This is a genomic window from Actinomadura sp. NPDC049753 (assembly GCF_040674655.1).
Classification (GTDB): Bacteria; Actinomycetota; Actinomycetes; order Streptosporangiales; family Streptosporangiaceae; genus Spirillospora; species Spirillospora verrucosospora.
Map to the genome: position 1 here is coordinate 82,053 of NZ_JBFARL010000001.1, position 17,246 is coordinate 99,298.

A 17,246-nucleotide genomic window follows, 5' to 3' on the forward strand; every position below is an offset into this window, starting at 1 on the left:
GGCGCACAGGCCCGCCGCCGAAGTCCCATCGATTCGAGGTAGCGATGTGCAGATGGATGGTCTACGTCGGGGATCCCCTGGTCGTCGAGAACCTGCTGTTCAGGCCGGTCCACTCCCTCATCGACCAGAGCCTGCACTCCCGTCTCGGGGTGGAGACGACCAACGGGGACGGTTTCGGAATCGGCTGGTACGGCTTGGGCGCGATCCCGGCGGTGTTCAAGGACATCAATCCGGCCTGGAACGACCCGAACCTGCGCGAGATAGCCCGGCAGATCCGCACTCCGCTGCTGTTCGCGCACATCCGCGCCTCCACCGGCACCCCGGTGCAGCGCAGCAATTGCCACCCCTTCCGCCACGGCCGTTGGCTGTGGATGCACAACGGCGCAATCGTCCGATTCGCCGAGCTCAAGCGGGACCTGATGTCGGTGGTGGACCCGTCGCTGTATCCCGAGATCGAGGGATCGACCGATTCGGAGGCCCTGTTCTACCTGGCGCTGACCTACGGGCTCGCCGAGGACCCACCGGGTGCTGTCGCCCGTGCAGTCGGCCTCGTCGAGGACCTCGGCCGACGCCGCGGCGTGCCTCGCCCGGTCCAGATGACCGTGGCCACGAGCAATGGCGAGTCGTTGTGGATCTTCCGCTACTCCAGTGAGGGACGCACGAGGTCCCTGTACTACTCCACCGACGTCGAGCAGCTCCAGAAGCTGTATCCGGAGGTGGAGGTGCTCCGGGAGCTGGGGCCGGCAACCCGGTTCGTCGTCTCGGAGCCACTGCGTGACCTCCCGGGGGCATGGAAGGAGGTCCCTGAGAGCTCATGGGCGGTCATCGGTCCCGGCGGGCACAAGATCCGCCCGCTGACCCCGATAGGGCCCGGTTGAGCTCATCAGGACAAAGGACGGCGGCCAGGGCTCGCCCGACCCGTCACGGCCGCTCCGGCCTGCCCGAAGAGCTCGACCGACGCGTCGGGAGCCTCACTCAGTCGGGACGGGCGAACGGGCGTGCTCAGTCGGGACGGGCGGAACCGGCGTGCTTCGACGAGTCGGTGTAGCCGCGGCCGACCGCGGAATCGGTCATCGGTTCCCGCCCGCTCTTCCCCCTGTCGACGTGCCGGATCCAGAGGGCCAGGGCCGCAGTGAGCAGCCCCCAGGTGATGAGCCACAGGCCGATCAGCCAGGTCAGGGCGGTCAGGGTGATCCCTGGCCACAGCAACAGCAAGAGCCCTGCAACGACGCACAGGCCCGCCAGGAGGGCCGCCCCGCCGCGACCCGGCACAGACGTCTCGGTCAGCGTGACGACGAGCCCGACCACGCCGCTCACCAGCCAGAACAGGCCGAAGAGCAGGGCTATGATCTGGACGGTCTGGAGCGGGTCGCGCATGACGAGCACGCCGCAGGTCAGGGACAACGCGCCCAGCAGGGTGAACAGGACGCGCGCACCTCCACCCGCCTCATCCGCCGCGATGGCCTGCACGATCCGGTATCCACCGTGGACGACCAGCTTGAGACCGAAGAGGAAGGCCACGACTCCGATGGTGGCGTCCGGCCACGTCACGATGGCCAGGCCCAGCAGCACCGAGAGAATCCCAGCGGCCACGCCGACGCCCCAGGCGCCGGTCGCCAGCCGCACGGAGAGCCTGCCGGACGTCTGCGGACTCATGGGTCCGAGCGTTCCCCGTGGCGGCACTGAGGTCATGACGTCCCCCCTTCGCTCACCCGCCTCCGCAGATGCTGTCGGCGAAGCCGGGTGTAGCCCCTGACACGACCACACCGCGCCGGAGCCACGGGCCGCATCCTCCTTGGCGGGTGAACGCCAGAGCGAAAGAGAAGGGCGTTGGAGGGACTCACGGAGATCGGCTCGCGCGGCACCGTGAACTCATCCGCCGGGGGTGATCTGGGCGGCGCCGCTGGGAGAGACCATGAGCGCATCTGTTGGTTCGATGGAGGAGGGGTCGAGATGACCCAGAGAGTGCACCCTCAGGTCAACGCGGACCGCCCACCGGTGAGCGGCTGGACCGTCGGCTTCGCCGTCTTCGCCGGCTGCATGATGATCATGGCGGGCCTCTTCGGGGCGATCACGGGGCTTGCCGCGATCGTCAACGACGACCTGTACGTGATCCGCGGCGACTACGTCTTCAAATGGGACGTGACGGCCTGGGGCTGGATCCACCTGATCCTCGGGATCGTCGTGGTCGCCGCAGGAGTCGCCGTACTGACCGGCCGGACCTGGGCACGCGCCGTCGGCATGACCTTGGCGGTGCTGAGCGCCATCGCGAACTTCATCTTCCTCCCGTACTACCCGGTGTGGGCCATCGTGATCATCGCTCTGGACGTCGCGGTGATCTGGAGCCTGGCGAGGTACTCGCGGCAGGCCGCCGTCGACACCTGGGGATGAGGCGGCTCGCCCGGACGCCCGCCGACGCCGCAACGCACGCCGGCTGCCACGCAAGTGCGGCATGCGGGCTGACCGTCAGCGGTGCGGCCACCGCCCCGCGCTGCTCCCGCACTGGGTTCGTCCCACGTGCTGCACGTCTTCTCGTCCATTCCGGTGGAGCCCGCTGAGAAGCACGGCGGGCCTGCGCGATCGCCGGCCGGGCGGCCAAGGTACCGGAACGACCAGATAAGGGACCACAGGATGGGCAGGAGACCCGTGAGGTCAAACCGCCCATTCGGGGGGCCGTCGCGGAAAGTGGGGGGTCTGGTGTCTGGTGCCGTGGTCGTTGGCGCCGGCCTGGCCGGATTCTGTTACGACCTCTAAGACCCGGGTCTCGTTCCGCCCCAGAGAGACGCTGCCACAGTGACCTCGACTCGCTGTTCGGCGAGGCGACCATAGATCACAAGCTGATCGGGACGCCCAGGAGCGACCTGCTGGCCGCCGTGATCTCCATCCGGGAGAACCTGCTCGCCTCGGTGCCGCTGCTGCGGGCTCTGTGACCGCTCCCGCGTGGACCGCCTGGACAGTGTCGCATGGTCGAGCCTCACTGGCCCGCCTTCCACTCCTGTGTTCGGGGCAGCATGGCATCGGCGCCACGGGCACGCAGCAGGTCGGAGAGCCGAGCGCCGAGCATCTCAGGAGATTCACGCGGCCCGGCGGTTCGGGAGGCGCGGACCTGGTGGCGGCCGTCGAGGCTGGTGACGCTTCCGGTGAGCTGCAAGCCTGCGGACGTGTGCTCGGCGCAGGCGCCGATCGGCAGGGTGCACCCGCCCCGCAAGGCGTGCATCATCGCGCGTTCCGCGCGGACCGCGACGTCGGTAACGGCATCCCCGGCCTGCGACAACTCGGCCAGGAGGGCGCCGTCGTCCCTGCGAACCTGGATCGCCAGCGCGCCCTGGCCGGGATTGGGCAGGAAGTCCTCGGCGGGCAGCCGCTGGGTGGCGGCGCCTGCCAGGCCGAGACGGTCCAGCCCCGCAGCGGCCAGCATCATCGCGTCCAGGGGCCCGCCGTGGGCACGAGCACACGCCAGCCTCGGCGGGACGTTCCCGCGGATCGCGACGATGCGCGCGTCGGGCCGCAGCGCCCGCAGTTGCGCCGCGCGGCGCGCCGCGCTGGTGCCCACCCGTGCCCCGTCGGGAGCGTCTCCAGGGTCGCGCCGGACAGCGCGTCGCGGACGTCGCCCCGCGGCGGTGTGACCGCCAACGCCAGGTCCGGATGGCCACCCGCCGCAAGGTCCTTGGCCGAGTGCACCGCCACGTCGACCCGACCGTCCAGCAGCGCCCGCTCCAGCGCGCTGAAGAACGCCCCGACCCCCGCGATTGGGGCGTTGAGCGATCCCTGGCATCGGCGGCAGTGGGTCAGGGGCGACAAACGGCGCGGTCATCGGTCGCGGCGCCGCCAACGAAGGCTGGCCGTGCCGCACCCTACCGGCGGTGCGCCCCCGGCCAGACCGTTGTTTGTGCGTCGGCCGACTTCGTGTTCACCGACGTCAGCCGAGAACAGTTCGTCATCAAGCTCACCGACCCCGCCAAGATCCAGCACGCCCGCGACCTGCTCAGCGGCGACTCCGCCGACCGGCCTCATGTCGTCGGGCGGATCCTCACGCGCAGCACCCCCTACAACCCGCGGTGGAGCTACCACCTGAACCCCGACACGATCGACTTCTTCGACGTGGCGATCGAAGTCTGCGACGCCACCATGCCCTACGTCGATGACCACCTGGACGAGGCCGGCGGCGCGTTCCTGCCCGGCCTCGTCTGGTGCCCGTGGTCCTCCAGGCTGGTGCGCGAACTCCCCGCGCCGAGGTCCTGACCCGGCACCGCGTGTCGCCCCGACGCGCGCAGGCAGGAAGGCGGCCCCGGACCGGGTGGTCCGGGGCCGCTCGCTCAACAGTGACGAGTCAGGGGCCGGGGTCGAGGCGGGTTCGTGCTGGCGGTAGCGCTCGACTGCCGGGGGGGGACAGGCCAGGGCGCGAAAAGTCGGATGGTGTCGAAGGCCGCCACGACCCCCCGGCAGTAAGACCGCGAAGACCGGCGCCGCTCAACGAGTGCAGTCGGCCGCCGACAAGAACGCGGCCCAGGGGGCAAGTCCGGCCAGAAGTGACGGCGCCTCTTTCGGCAACGGCCTCCTGGTGGACGTCGACGGGCCCCGGGTCGGCCCGCAGAGGCCGCACGCCCGGGACCCGTCGACATCCTGGCGGCCGCCGCGGCGGGCGCCCTTGAAGACGTAGAGAAACTTCTCATCCGGCTGGTCACAGCTTCGGTGTCCTGTCCCGGGACATGCTTGACACCTCTGTCCCAGCACATGCTTGACGGGTGCCTGTTCGGCGTGGCTGTCGCGTGTTCGTTTGCGGGCGTCGCGTGTCAGGAGGCCGGGATTGGGCCTGGTCGAGTTGTCGGTGGTGGAGCAGCGGTATCGGGCGGTGCTGCAGGTGCTGGCGGGTGTGCCGGTGGTCGAGGTCGCGGCCGGTTTCGGGGTGTCGCGCCAAAGTGTGCATGCCTGGGTGAAGCGGTATCGGGCCGAGGGGCTGGCGGGGTTGGCCGACCGGTCCCGGCGTCCGGCCTCGTCGCGGGGTCAGATGTCGGCGGAGGTGGAGGCCGTGGTGTGTGAGCTGCGGCGGGAGCATCCGCGGTGGGGTCCGGTGCGGATCGTGCACGAGATCGACCGGTTGGGTGTGGTGCCGGTGCCCTCGCGGATGGGGGTGCATCGGGCGCTGGTGCGGCATGGGCTGATCGAGCCGGGCCGGCGGCGCCGCAAGCGTCAGGAGTATCGCCGGTGGGAGCGCGATGAGCCGATGGCGTTGTGGCAGATGGACATCGTCGGCGGGGTGTTCCTGGCCGGCGGGGCCGAGTGCAAGGTCGTCACCGGGGTCGATGACCATTCGCGGTTCTGTGTGGTCGCCGAGGTGGTGCCGCGGGCGACGGGGCGGGCGGTGTGTCTGGCGTTCGCGGCGGCGTTGCGTGAGTTCGGGGTGCCAGGTGAGGTGCTGACCGACAACGGCAAGCAGTTCACCGACCGGTTCGGGCATGGCGGTGAGGTGCTGTTCGACCGGATCTGTCGCGACAACGGGCTCGTGCACCGGTTGACGCAGCCTCGCTCGCCGACCACGACGGGCAAGGTCGAGCGGTTCCACCAGAGTCTGCGGCGCGAGCTGCTGGATGACGCGGTGCCGTTCGATGACTGGACGCGGCCCGGGCCGCGGTGGCGGGCTGGGTGGTCGAATACAACACCCGCCGCCCGCATCAGGCTCTGGGCATGGCGTGTCCGGCCGACCGGTTCGACACCCGCACCGCCCAGGGCGAGCAGGAGTTGCTGCCGCTGCGGTTTCCCGCCGCGGTCCGCCTGGCCGCCGTTCCCCCGGCCCGTGAGCCCGAACCGGCCGAAGCGTTCGAACCGGCAGATGCGTCCTCGCCGGACCAAGCCGAATCGATCCCTTAAGGTGTGTGGGATGGCGGGGCGGTGGAGTTCGAGCGGACCGTGCCGGCCAGCGGGAACATGTTCGTGGCCGGTCGTCAGTTCTGGCTCGGCCCCGCCCAGGCCGGTGTCGTGGTGACGTTCTGGGCCGACACCGACGTCATCCACCTGCTGCGGCGCCGGGACGCGGATCAAGTCGGTGCGCTCGCACCTGTCGACCGCGGACCTGGCCGCGCTGGCCGCCCGCGGGGCCCGCAAGGCCGGACCGCCACCACTGCCGCCCGCCGAGGACGGGGACGCCGTCGAGGTCGACCGGACCGTGAACAAGGACGGCAACGTCGGCCTGGGCGGCCGAATGGTGCTGGCCGCTGAGATCCTGCGGGGCCGCCGGGTCGGCATCCGCATCGAACCCGACACGCTGATGTTCTTCGACCTGGATTCCCGTGAGCTGCTGCGCACCAGACCCAACCCGTTCACCTCCGAGCAGGTCCGGGCGCTGCGCGGGCTGCGGCGGGCCGGGCCACCGCCCAGGCCTCGCACCGAACCGGTGACCGTGCAGCAGCGGGCCAGCAACACCGGCGTCGTCATGGTCGCCGGACAGAAGATCGCCCTCGGCCGCCTGCACGCCGGACGAGTGGGCACCATCCACTTCGCCGAAGCCACCCTGGCCATCGAGCTCGGCGACGACGTGCGGACCGTCCGCCGGACCACCACCCAGCCCGTCCGCAGCATCAAGGCACACCGGCCCCGCAAGGCCGCCCCATGAAACCTAGAACACCCGTCAAGCATGTCCTGGGACTAAAACGTCAAGCATCTCGTGGGACTAGACATGGTCACAGCTTCGGCGACGTCGGCGACCGTACTTGGCCCGTGAGGAGCACGCCGCCCAGCCGTCTTACATGATCGCCGCCTCGCCCCTTACGGGTACCGCTCTATCTTGACCCTGTCGCCGTCGACAGATTCGTAGGCAAACTCGCGGCATTGGCGGGCAGGGACGTTGTGCCAGACGTTGCTGCCGGGCCCGGCGAAGGAGACCCACAGCGGCCCCGTGGAGCAGAACCGGGTGACCCCCGGCAAGTTGGCGTTGGTTATCCCTTCGCCACGGTAGCAGGAGGTTTCCGCCCCTCCCAGCGGCCCGAAGGGATGGAACAGGAAGGAACCGTCGTGGGGTTCGCTGCAGGGGACCCGGCTGACGGCGTTGATTTTGGCGGTCGAAGTGGCCGAGGCAGTCGGCCCGGCGCCCACCAGAGCGAGAGCGGCGGTCGCGGTGAGAAGTGCAGGGACGAGCCGGCGTTGCGCCATTGGAGCCTCCGTAGACGAGCGAGTGGCAATGAGTGTCCGTGTGAGGCGGGATCCGCCTGGGACATGTGCCCACGCTCCTCCGCTGCGCTATCAGCCCGGTCACATCCCAGTCACGCCCCCCTGTCCAACTAACGATCTTGGGTTCAAGGGGTCAGTGCATCACCGAAAATGATCTTGATCGTTTCGGAGGTGCGAGTGCAGAACTTGCGCAGGCCGCTGGGGAGGCGTCCAGGACCTCCGCGTCCGGAAAGACGGGGCTCTACCGCGCGGTCTCCCGGCCGTCATCTTTGGCCCTGTCCTCTGCGGTCCGCGGGGCGGGCACGTCCAAGTCTGCGGCTCATGGGCTCCTGAGCGGCGTTCTAGCGTCTAGCGGCGCGCGGTCGGCCGGGCCTGGCTGATTGCCGGCGGCGGTCACAGGTACCACCGAACTTGGATGTTTGTACAGTGAAGACCCTCGATGCCTAGATGTTCGTCTATTTCTACGGGTTGAGATGCGTGCTTTCGTGGACGTATTCCCGCCCGCGCAGTGATCTCAAGGAGAAGCCGATGCCACCGGCCGATCCCCCTGGGGGGATCATCGATCTCTGGGAGCCCACAGCGGTTCACCGTCTCACCGCCAAGCATGTGGTCAGCGTGCTTGGCGCGGAACTGAGAGTGCACGACTGCCGTCCCGCCGAGCGCGGTGGCGACTTCTATGTCTTGGAAGCGGCCAAAGACGAGGCATCCCAGCATGGCGGCCCAGCGGTGGGGCTCGTGGTCATCGAGGTGGATCGCAACCAGCTGGTGAATGCCCGCTTGAGCAGCGAGGAGTCGTTCGCCGGTCCGCGGCCGCGCCCGAGCGCCTGATCTGATCCCGCTGCGACACGCGCGGACCCGCGCGCCACCGCGACCGAGGAGCGCGGTGTCGACGTCGGTTCCGACACGCTGACCTTGAACGACCTACTGTACATCCCGCCCGACGGCGACCCGGTCGACCCGGCTGAGGCGATCGGCGACGTGCTCCAGGCGGCAGCGTTACCGCGCCACTGGTCGCCGCCCTGGAACACGTGTGGGCCGCGATCATCCGGCGGTATCCGGACGTGCCGCCAGTTGTGGTCACCCTCGCGACCGGCACGATCGGCGTCCCGGCCGGATCGGTCACACTCGGGCACTTCGCCGGGGCCCGGTGGGAGCACCTGGAGCACGGCGACGTCGTGGAGCTGTTCGTGGCGGAGGAGGGCCTGGCCCGCGGCGCCCGCGAGGGGGACAGCCGGAATACGCCATAAAGGGATCACGGCCTGACGGTTGATCGTTAGGGTGATCGGCGGCAGGGTTGGCGGCGGTCCCGGGCCCGGGGGTTGTGGGTGACCTCGATCGATCGGACCGCGTATCCGCAGTTTGCGCGGGTGTTGTCGGCGCGGGAATTGGCGGAGTCGTTCACTCCGACCGGGGCCGAGGTGGAGTGGGCGCGATCGTGCACGGATGATGAGCATCATCTGCTGGCGCTGGTGGTGTGGTTGAAGTCCTACCAGCGGCTGGGGTACTTCCCGAAGCTGGCCGAGGTCCCAGCGGCGGCGGCGGGTCATGTGCGTCAGGTGCTCGGGCTGGCCGACGACGAGGTGGCGTTGCGGCAGGCGGCTTCGGCGTCGGCCAAGCGACACCGCGCGCTGGTGCGCAAGCGGCTGGGGGGCCTATGAGGCGGCCCGGGCCCGGCAGGTGGCCGAGGCCGCGATCCGCCGGGCGGTGCAGTCCAAGAACAACCCGGCCGACCTGATCAACGTGGCGTTGGAGGAGCTGGTCCGCGAACGGTGCGAGCTGCCGGGCTACACCACCTTGGACGCTATGGCCGCCTCGATCCGCGCGGAGGTCAATACCGGGTTCTTCGCGATGGTCGCCGGGCGGCTGGACCGGTCGGCCAGGGCGCGGCTGGCGCGGCTGCTGGTGGTGGATCCGGTGAGTCGGCGTAGGGAGTTCGACCGGCTGAAGGACGTGGCCGAGGCGGCATCGCTGGGCAAGTTCAAGCAGCGCTTGGCGCTGCTGGCCGACCTGGATGCGATCGGTCCGACCGGGGTGTGGCTGCAGGACGTGCCGGCCGGGAAGGTCGCGCACTTCGCCGGGGAGGCACGGGTCACCGACGCCGCCGACATGCGCAAGGTCGGCGCCGACAAGCAGTTGACGTTGCTGGCCGGTTTCGTGCACACGGTCGCGACCGGGGTCCGCGACGACGTGGTGACGATGTTCTGCAAGCGGATCGCGGCTATCCACAGGAGGGGCCGCGACCACCTGAAAGCGCTGCGCGAGGCGCACCGCGCAGAGTCCGAGCGGCTGCTGGGAGTGTTCGGCGAGGTGCTGGCGGCGGCCCGGGAAGCGGGCGCCGGGACAGGCGCCGGTACAGCGGTGCCGGACGGAGTGGGCGCGGCGGCGGTGCCGGGGGCGCGGGTCGATGAGCGGCAGGCCGCCGAGCACGCCGGGCGGCTGGTGCTCAAGACGCTGGAGCAGGCGGGCGGGGTGGAGGCGTTGACGGCCGCGCACGACGCGGTGTCGGCGCACCACGGCAACAACTACTTCCCGCTGCTGGACCAGCACTACCGCTCGCGCGCGGATACGGCCGCGCCGTCATGTCGACGCCTCTTTCGGGGGGATGTTGAAGTTGATCCGGAAGACGTTGCCGGGGTCGTAGACGGCTTTGAGGTCGGTCAGGCGGGTGTAGTCGGCGGGCCGGTAGGCGGTGCGGACGATGGCCGGGTCGGTGTCCTCCACACCGGCGAAGTTGATGTTGGTGCCACCGGTGCTCCAGGGGCGCAGGTCCGCCAGGAACCGGTCGCGCGCCTCCCGGTTCCCGGGGGCGGGCGTCACGCCGGTGAAGAGGGAGAACGCCGCGTCCCTGCCGCCGACGCAGTTGGGGGTCTCGGGCGGGCGGGCGTAGGCGCCGCCGAAATGCCGCAGCTCTGCGATGAACGGCGGCTGCGCGTCCGGTCCTGCGTGGGCCAGGAGCGTGTCGACCGCGTCCTTGCCGATCTCGTGCAGGAGCACGTTGCGGTCATAGGCCACGTAGGGGGCGTCGGTGGGCTCGTGGTGGATGGTGCCGACCTCGGCGTAGGGCATGTCCCGCAGCGTGTCCATCAAGGTGGGACCGATCTCCCGCAGCGGCCGCACCAGATCCTCTCCGCCTTCGGCGCCGCTGAAGGCGATCCGTACATGGGTGACGAACCTGCCGCGCAACGGCGCCGGCACGCCGGGCAGGTCCGGGTTCTGTGCCAGCAGCACCGAGGAGGCCATGTGCTCCGGCAGCGAACGGGTCCATTCGGCGTAGGCGTGCAGGACGTCGCCGGTGGCGTCGGCGGGGAAGTAGAGGCCGCCGCCGTACAGCCGCGACACCGGGAACAGCTCGATCTCCATGCCGACGACGACGCCGAAGTTGTCCTTGCCGCCGCGCACCGCCCAGAACAGATCGGGGTCGCTGCCAGGGCCGGCCTCGCGCAGACGGCCGTCGGCGGTGACCACGCGCAGCCGCCGTACGTGATCGGCGGCGAAGCCGAAGCGGCGGCCGAGCAGGCCCGCGCCACCGCCGGTCGTGTACCCGACCGCGCCCACGTTGGGGCTGGATCCGTTGAGCGGAGCCAGGCCGTGCGGGGCGGCCCGCTCCACGACCTGTCGCCAACGCGTCCCCGCCTCCACCCAGGCGGACCTGGCCTGCGGGTTCACCTCGACACCGTTCAGCCGCCCGGTGTTGATCAGCACGGCGCCGTCCGCCGCCACCGACGGGCTGTGGCCGGTGGCCATCACGCCGACAGCCCGGCCCTGCGCCACCGCCATCCGCACGGCGGCGACCACGTCCTGCTCACCGGCGGCACCGACCACGCACGCCGGACGCGATTCCACAGCCCGGTTGAGCCCCACCCGCTCCTGGTCATACGCATGCTCACCAGGTCGAAAGATCTGGTCTGAAGATAGGTTCATGCAGGTCAACGTATCCACGCAATGGACGGCGGTCTTGTAGGAACCGGACACCATGTGCCCGGCGAAGTCACCGACCCCGCGATCCGCACCGCCCGAAACGGGGTCGACCAGCATCGGAACGAAAAGTCGCGTTGGCGGGCCTGGTGACGTCGGCATAGCGCGGATGGTGGTTCCGATCCGGGTGTGCGCTCAGGAGGGGTGGTCTGTGACCAGTTCGATCTCGATGGCCAGGACTCCCAGCGCTTCCTTCTCCGGGCCGTAGATACGGCGGATGTTAACGAGCTGCTGGTCGCGCTGGTGGCGTTGCAGCTGCGCCGGGCCAGCTCAGATGAGGTGATGGCGGGTCAGCCAGCCGGCGATGGCCTGGCCGATGGCATGGGGCTGGTCCTCGGGGGCCTGGTGGCCGGCGGGTCCGATCCCTTCGATCTCGAGTGCGGCGATGTTCTGGCGGGCCCAGTCCCCGATCTCGGGGGAGGCGATACCGACACCCTCCTCGACCGTGAGGAGAAGTTTGGGCACCTCAGGGCTGCCGGCGAGCCACTCGCCGTAGGCGTCCATACGCTCGGCCACATCGGCCGGCTCGCGGTCGTAGGGAATCTCGCGAGGCCACTGGAGCAGCGGAAGGCGCGACGCGGGGTCGGTGTAGGGCGCGCGGTAGACGTCGTGGTCCTCTGGGCTGAGGCCTGTCTTGATGGCGAACGGGTGGGGCAGGGCGTACTCGATGGCGGCGTTCTCCTCCAGGAGTAGCCGCTCGCCGAGCCCGGGGGTGCGCAGCGCCTTGGAGTGGTCGATCACGTCCTGGGGCAACTCCGTGAAGCAAAGCAGAGAAGTCGATCTAGGTCGATCCGAGTCGAACGGGGAGCCCCTCACCTGCACGAACGCCCTGACTACGTTGCGTTGAGTCGATCGGAGCCTGACTGCGGTGGCTCCCGAAACTGGCTCCCCTGGCTCCCTGGTCACCGCCGCCGCCTGGCTCCCCCGGTTCGACGAGACCTGAACCTTACGGCGCCCACCATGACCGGCCCATACCCGTGTGCCGGCCATCGGTCTTGCTCGTGGTCGTGATCGATCGGCAGATCACTACGTCAGGCGCTGACCGTACGGATCGATCCAATTCGCCCGGTTGCCCGATCGACGTTTCCACAGATCAGCCCGAGCTTTCGGGGGGCACAAGCCAGCAGCGGTAAGGATCCGATACATCTGAGTCGATCGGCTCAGGCTCCACATGGCGACGCCTCCAAGGCGCGGGCGATGGCCACGCGCTGCTGCTGGCCTCCGGAACGCTGGCGGAGGTGATGCCCCGTCCTTCCGGACATGCCCACCTCGTCCAGGGCGCGCCGCACGTCGGCGGGCGTCCAGGACGCGCGGGCCAGCTTCAGCGGTAGTGCGACGTTCTCCTCGGCGGTCAGGGACCCGAGAAGGTTGTAGCTCTGGAACACGAAGCCGATGCGGCCGCGGCGCAGCCCGGTGAGGTCCGCGTCGCTCGCGTGGGTGATGTCGGTCCCCTCCACCAGGACGCGGCCGGAGTCGACGCGTTCCAGGCCTGCAGCGCAGTGCAGCAGGGTGGACTTGCCCGATCCGGACGGGCCCATGACGGCGTCCACGTGCCAGGGCCGAAGTCGATGCTCACCCCGTTCAGGGCGTGGACGTGCGGCGTCGCCGTGCCCGTAGGTGCGAGTGACGTCCTTCAGGGAGATCGCAGGTGAGGGCAGGGGTCGGCTGCGGGGTCAAAGTTCTCTCTTTCGGGTAGGCGTCGCGGGAACGGCGGCCTCCAGGTGCGGCACGCTGGCGGGGTTTCCGGGACAAGAGGTCAGCGCTCACGGTAGAGAACGAGGTGTTCGTGGTAGAGCACGCCGCCGCGGACGTCGCCGGTGGCGGTGAAGCCGAGGTCGTCGTAGTAGTCGATGTGGTCGCCGGTGACGGTGTAGCGGCCGGTGTAGGCGCGTTCACGGCCGTCGCGGCTCTCCTCGTAGCGGCCGGTGGGCAGGAGTTCCTGGCGGATGCGGCCGTCGGCGGTGACCCACATGCCGACGTGCGGGTGCGGTCCGGTGGTGATGGTCTCAGCGGTCACGGAAGCCTCCGGGGCGGTGGTCGTGGTGGTGGTGTTCATGGCGGTGGGGCCAGGGCGCTGGCAGGCATCGGTGGCGAGGACTGTGAGCAGGCCGGGCGCGATCATGGCGGAGCGAAGCATGGCGGCTCTCTTCTCGCGGTGGGCCGGGTCAGGCGCGGCCGGCGGCGTGCAGGACCTTGTCGCGTGAGGCACGGACGTCGTCGCCGAGGGCGGCCACGTCGACGTCCAGGACGATGCCGGCCCATTTGCGGGGGTGTCCGGCGACGAAGACGGCGTCGATGTTGCGGGGGTCGGCCCCCAGGACGAGGGTGCCGATCGGGTCGTTGAGCGGCATGGTGTTGAGGTCTTCGGCGCCGACGAGCAGGAGGTCGGCCTGCTTGCCGGGGGTGAGGGATCCGGTGGTGTCGCCGAGACCGATGCTGCGGGCACCCGAGGCGGTGGCGAAGTCCAGGACGTCGGCGACGCCGACGCGCTGGGGCTGGGCTTCGGTGCCGTAGGCGGCGTTGACGGCGCGCATCCGCTGGATGGCGAGCAGGGCGCGCATCTGGGTGAACATGTCGCTGGCGAGCGCGACTTCGACGTCGATGCTGAGGCCGGGCCGGATGCCCGCGGCCAGGGCCTCGTCGATCGCGGGGATCGCCGTCTCCAGGCCGATCTGGGCGTCGGAGGTGGGGGCGAGCGCTACGTTGGCGCCGGTGGCGCCCATGGCCCGCCACGCGTCGGTAGTCAGGCCGGTGCAATGGATGAGGGAGACGTCGGGGCCGAGCAGCCCTGCCTTCTCCCACTCCAGGACGGCCGCGGAGGAGGCGCGGCCGAAGACGGCGTCGACGCTGACGCCGATGCCCAACTCCCGGGCGGTGCGGGCCAGGACGGTCCCGTAGGCGAGGTCGGGGCCGGCGATCTCGTCGGTGGCCAGGGCGGCCATGCGCAGAGTGAGGAGCCGGTCATCGGTGGAGAAGTACGTGTCCTTGAGCCGGGCGAGGTCGTCGGGCCACTGGCCGTCCCAGTCGCCGAAGTGCGGGCGCATGGAGGCGTGCACGCCTCGGATGCCGGTGTCGATGAGGGCCTGGATCGCGCGGTTGGAGTGCGCGCGGGTGCGCGAGTTGTGGGAGAAGTCGAGCAGGGTGGTGATCCCGCTGTCCAGGGCGGTGAGCGCCGCCAGGCGGGTGCCGACGTACACGTCGTGCGGGGTGTAGGCGGGGGCGATGCCGGCCAGGGTGGAGGTGACGTATGCGCCGAGGTCGTTGACGTCGGGCATGATCCGGCGCAGCTGGGCTTCCCAGGCGTGCCGGTGGGTGTCGACGAAGCCGGGGGCGAGGATGAAGCCGCGCGCGTCGATGACCACGGCGCCATCGGCTGCTCCCTGCGCGGCCAGGTCGGGGGCGATGGCGGCGATGGTCTCGCCTTGGATGAGCAGGTCCGCCTTGGGCAGGATGCCGAGCTCGGGGTCCATCGTGACGACGGCGGCGCCGGTGAGAAGAATGCGGCGGCCGGGGTCAGCGGCCTGGCGGCGCAGCCGGTCGAGGATCTGGGCGCGGGCGGCGCTGGGGTCCATGGAGGTGCTCTTTTCGCAGGTGGTTCCGGCGGGCTGTTCTCGCCGGTGGTGACGAGTCTGCGACGAGCGGGCCGAGGGAAGAAGGCCGCGGGTTTCCTGGGAGTGCGGTACCTAGGAACGCTCCCCGGCCCCGGCCGTAGTGGCGCTCTGGGAGGCGAGTGTGCCGAGGAGGACCAGGGCTTCGGCTGAGGGGGAGCCGGGCTCTGCCTGGTAGGTGACGAGCCGCTGGCCGGGCGCCCGAGCGATGGGGAAGACCTCGGCGGTGAGGCGGAGCTCGCCGACCTCGGGATGGAACAGGTGGAGATGGCGGCGGGCGACCACGGCGCCCTCGCGGGCGGCCCACAGACGGCGGAACGGCGCGCTGTGGATCGACAGCTCGCCCACCAGGGAGGTCAGCCGGGGGTCGTCCGGGGCTTCGCGCACCGCTCGGCGTAGGTCGGCCACCACGTCGGCGGCCACCTGGTTCCAGTCGCCGAAGTGCTCGGTCGCGACCGGGTCGAGGAAGACCATGCGCAGGAGGTTGTCGTCGCGGGTGAAGCGCCCGTGCAGGACGGAGGCCGGTGCATTGCGGGCCAGCACGTCCTGGGCGGTGTCGATGACGATCGCGGCCACGCCGCTCCAGCCGTCCATGAGCCGCCGGACCTCCGGCGAGACCCGCTCCCGGCGGACGGGACGGCCGCGGCGGCCGGCCGGGCGGGCCAGCCGGTACAGCTGTGTGGTGGCCTCGTCGTCCAGGCGCAGGGCCCGGGCCAGCGCCGCGACGGTCTGCCAGGACGGCCGCGTGGCGCGGTCCTGCTCCAGCCGGGCGTAGTAGCCGGTGCTGATGCCCGCCGCCCGGGCGATCTCGTCGCGGCGCGCGCCGGGCACCCGCCGCCGCTCTTCCGGCCGCGGGTCGGGCCGCAGCAGGTCCCGACGCCGGCGCAGGAAGGCTCCGAGAGAAGAGTCATCGCTGTCCACGCCTTCGAGGCTAGAGCGGTGAAAGCCGTCGCCGAGGGGCTCAGAGGGGGTACATCACACCCTGGATTGCCCGAAATACCCGAAATGCCCCAATCGGTCGCCTGTAACCCATACTGGGTGTATGAGCAGTAGTACGCCGTTGGGTGAGTTCCTCAGAGCGCGTCGTGAGGGTTTGAAGCCGCAGGACGTCGGCCTGCCGGAGTACGGACGCCGCCGGGTGAAAGGGCTGCGACGGGAGGAGGTCGCACTGCTGGCGGGGATGAGCAGCGACTACTACGTCCGCCTGGAGCAGGGGCGCGAGTCCAGCCCGTCGCCCCAGGTGATCGAGGCGGTGGCGCGGGCGCTGCTGCTGGACGAAGAGGCCTCCGATCACCTGCGCCGCCTGGCCCAGCCGCGGGAGCTGCGCATCAGGCGACCCGCCCAAGAGCAGGTCAGCCCTCAGCTGTTGCAGCTTATGGACGGATTCGCACACTCTCCAGCCTTCGCGCTGGGACCGGCTCTGGACATCCTGGCGGGCAACACGATGGCCGGCGCCCTGCACGAGGCATTCTCGCCCGCCGACAACCTCGCGCGCATGGTGTTCTGCGATCCGGTCGGCCGGGAGTTCTACCAGGAGTGGGAGCGTGCCGCACACTCCTGCGTGGCGGAACTGCGAGCCGCCTACGGCCATGATCCGGACAATGCGCGGATCGCCGAGGTGGTCGCCGCCCTGTCCGCCCAGAGCCCCGAGTTCGCCGATCTGTGGGGCCGCCACGACGTGAAGTCCAAGACCCAGGAGGGCAAGCACCTGCGGCACCCGCGCGTAGGCGACCTGCACATCCAGTTCTCGGCCCTCACCGTCAACGGCGCGCCGCACCAGCAGCTCGTCGTCTACCAGGCCGAGCCTGCCAGCCCGACCGCCACCGCCTTCCAGCGCCTGGCCGAACGGACCGCCACCCCCCAAGCGCACGAGGTCACCGCCGGGTGACCACTTCCGAGGCGACGGGGCCGGCAGAGCGCACGCTCTGCCGGCCCCGTCGTCGTCCAGCGGTCTGCCCCTCTTCCTAGGAAGGTCACTCCCAGGAAACGCGCGACCTTCATCGGCCGCTTCACCTCCCCCAGACTCGAACTCGTCAGCAGGCGGGACCCCGCCTGAACAGGTGAAATGCGCAGAGAAGGATTGATCATGGCTGTTTGGTTCATCACCGGAGCCTCCCGCGGACTGGGCGCGGACATCGCACGGACCGCCCTGCGGCACGGCGACCAGGTCGTCGTCGCCGTCCGCAACCCCGATCGGATCCCCGACGACCTGGCCGCCTCCGACGACGTGCTCGCCGTCGCCCTGGACGTCACTCGTGGCCAGGACGTGCCCGTCGCCGTCCAAGCCGCCGTCGACCGATTCGGCCGGATCGACGTGCTGGTCAACAACGCCGGCCGCGGCCTGCTCGGGGCGGTGGAAGAGATCACCGACGCCGAGGCGCGGTCCCTGTTCGACCTCAATGTCTTCGGCCTGATCGACGTGCTGGTCAACAACGCCGGCCGCGGCCTGCTCGGGGCGGTGGAAGAGATCACCGACGCCGAGGCGCGGTCCCTGTTCGA

17 protein-coding genes and 3 pseudogenes are annotated in these 17,246 nt (G+C 70.3%); 10 read left to right on the forward strand and 10 right to left on the reverse strand.

The features are described 5' to 3' along the window. The first annotated feature begins 44 nt into the window (after positions 1-44). Positions 45-878, forward strand: coding sequence for a class II glutamine amidotransferase (locus tag AB0K37_RS00440; RefSeq protein WP_363972509.1), 834 nt, complete (start codon positions 45-47; stop codon positions 876-878). Between the two features lie 124 nt (positions 879-1,002). On the opposite strand, the gene AB0K37_RS00445 is transcribed toward AB0K37_RS00440, so the two are convergent. Then, on the reverse strand, positions 1,003-1,656 hold the full coding sequence (locus AB0K37_RS00445) for a DUF308 domain-containing protein (protein WP_363972512.1): 654 nt from the start codon (positions 1,654-1,656) through the stop codon (positions 1,003-1,005). 297 nt (positions 1,657-1,953) lie between these two features. Here AB0K37_RS00445 and AB0K37_RS00450 point away from each other — a divergent pair, with 297 nt between their 5' ends. After that, positions 1,954-2,391, forward strand: coding sequence for a hypothetical protein (locus tag AB0K37_RS00450; RefSeq protein ID WP_363972515.1), 438 nt, complete (start codon positions 1,954-1,956; stop codon positions 2,389-2,391). 583 nt (positions 2,392-2,974) lie between these two features. On the opposite strand, the gene AB0K37_RS00455 is transcribed toward AB0K37_RS00450, so the two are convergent. Both AB0K37_RS00455 and AB0K37_RS00460 read right to left on the reverse strand, forming a co-directional pair. Further along, on the reverse strand, positions 2,975-3,274 hold the full coding sequence (locus AB0K37_RS00455; protein ID WP_363972648.1) for a hypothetical protein: 300 nt from the start codon (positions 3,272-3,274) through the stop codon (positions 2,975-2,977). A gap of 69 nt (positions 3,275-3,343) precedes the next feature. Continuing rightward, positions 3,344-3,801 (reverse strand): annotated as a pseudogene (locus AB0K37_RS00460) (hypothetical protein); the annotation flags it as partial. A gap of 105 nt (positions 3,802-3,906) precedes the next feature. Here AB0K37_RS00460 and AB0K37_RS00465 point away from each other — a divergent pair. The 6 genes and pseudogenes from AB0K37_RS00465 to AB0K37_RS00490 all read left to right on the forward strand — a co-directional run. Further along, complete coding sequence (locus AB0K37_RS00465) at positions 3,907-4,242, forward strand: calmodulin (protein ID WP_363972518.1); 336 nt, start codon at positions 3,907-3,909, stop codon at positions 4,240-4,242. Between the two features lie 580 nt (positions 4,243-4,822). After that, a pseudogene (locus AB0K37_RS00470) lies at positions 4,823-5,700 on the forward strand (IS481 family transposase); the annotation flags it as partial. A 343-nt stretch (positions 5,701-6,043) separates the two neighbouring features. Next, a complete protein-coding gene (locus tag AB0K37_RS00475; RefSeq protein ID WP_363972520.1) occupies positions 6,044-6,610 on the forward strand; it encodes a hypothetical protein in 567 nt (188 codons plus the stop codon). Between the two features lie 1,001 nt (positions 6,611-7,611). Beyond that, a complete protein-coding gene (locus AB0K37_RS00480) occupies positions 7,612-7,992 on the forward strand; it encodes a hypothetical protein (protein WP_363972523.1) in 381 nt (126 codons plus the stop codon). A 233-nt stretch (positions 7,993-8,225) separates the two neighbouring features. Further along, positions 8,226-8,411, forward strand: a complete 186-nt coding sequence (locus AB0K37_RS00485; RefSeq protein WP_363972526.1) for a hypothetical protein — start codon at positions 8,226-8,228, stop codon at positions 8,409-8,411. A 120-nt stretch (positions 8,412-8,531) separates the two neighbouring features. After that, positions 8,532-8,919, forward strand: a pseudogene (locus tag AB0K37_RS00490) (DUF4158 domain-containing protein); the annotation flags it as partial. A 29-nt stretch (positions 8,920-8,948) separates the two neighbouring features. Here the strand turns inward: AB0K37_RS00490 and AB0K37_RS00495 are convergent. The 7 genes from AB0K37_RS00495 to AB0K37_RS00525 all read right to left on the reverse strand — a co-directional run bounded on the left by AB0K37_RS00495 (position 8,949) and on the right by AB0K37_RS00525 (position 15,668). Then, the gene (locus tag AB0K37_RS00495; RefSeq protein ID WP_363972529.1) at positions 8,949-9,371 is read right to left on the reverse strand and encodes a hypothetical protein; all 423 of its coding nucleotides are present in this window, start codon (positions 9,369-9,371) and stop codon (positions 8,949-8,951) included. Between the two features lie 370 nt (positions 9,372-9,741). Beyond that, complete coding sequence (locus AB0K37_RS00500; protein ID WP_363972531.1) at positions 9,742-11,199, reverse strand: FAD-binding oxidoreductase; 1,458 nt, start codon at positions 11,197-11,199, stop codon at positions 9,742-9,744. A 210-nt stretch (positions 11,200-11,409) separates the two neighbouring features. Further along, positions 11,410-11,892 carry a hypothetical protein gene (locus AB0K37_RS00505; RefSeq protein ID WP_363972534.1) on the reverse strand — a complete coding sequence of 161 codons (483 nt, stop codon included), beginning with the start codon at positions 11,890-11,892 and terminating at the stop codon, positions 11,410-11,412. A 407-nt stretch (positions 11,893-12,299) separates the two neighbouring features. Beyond that, positions 12,300-12,689, reverse strand: coding sequence for an ATP-binding cassette domain-containing protein (locus tag AB0K37_RS00510; RefSeq protein WP_363972537.1), 390 nt, complete (start codon positions 12,687-12,689; stop codon positions 12,300-12,302). A gap of 206 nt (positions 12,690-12,895) precedes the next feature. Continuing rightward, complete coding sequence (locus tag AB0K37_RS00515) at positions 12,896-13,276, reverse strand: Atu4866 domain-containing protein (RefSeq protein ID WP_363972540.1); 381 nt, start codon at positions 13,274-13,276, stop codon at positions 12,896-12,898. Positions 13,277-13,304: 28 nt separating this feature from the next. Continuing rightward, positions 13,305-14,711, reverse strand: coding sequence for an amidohydrolase family protein (locus AB0K37_RS00520; protein ID WP_363972543.1), 1,407 nt, complete (start codon positions 14,709-14,711; stop codon positions 13,305-13,307). A 111-nt stretch (positions 14,712-14,822) separates the two neighbouring features. Then, entirely contained in the window at positions 14,823-15,668 is an 846-nt protein-coding gene (locus AB0K37_RS00525; RefSeq protein ID WP_363972546.1) for a helix-turn-helix transcriptional regulator, read from the reverse strand. 121 nt (positions 15,669-15,789) lie between these two features. On the opposite strand from AB0K37_RS00525, the gene AB0K37_RS00530 reads away from it, so the two are divergent. Next, the gene (locus AB0K37_RS00530) at positions 15,790-16,635 is read left to right on the forward strand and encodes a helix-turn-helix transcriptional regulator (RefSeq protein ID WP_363972549.1); all 846 of its coding nucleotides are present in this window, start codon (positions 15,790-15,792) and stop codon (positions 16,633-16,635) included. A 198-nt stretch (positions 16,636-16,833) separates the two neighbouring features. After that, a partial coding sequence (locus AB0K37_RS00535) for an SDR family NAD(P)-dependent oxidoreductase (protein ID WP_363972552.1) occupies positions 16,834-17,246 on the forward strand: 413 nt, incomplete at its 3' end.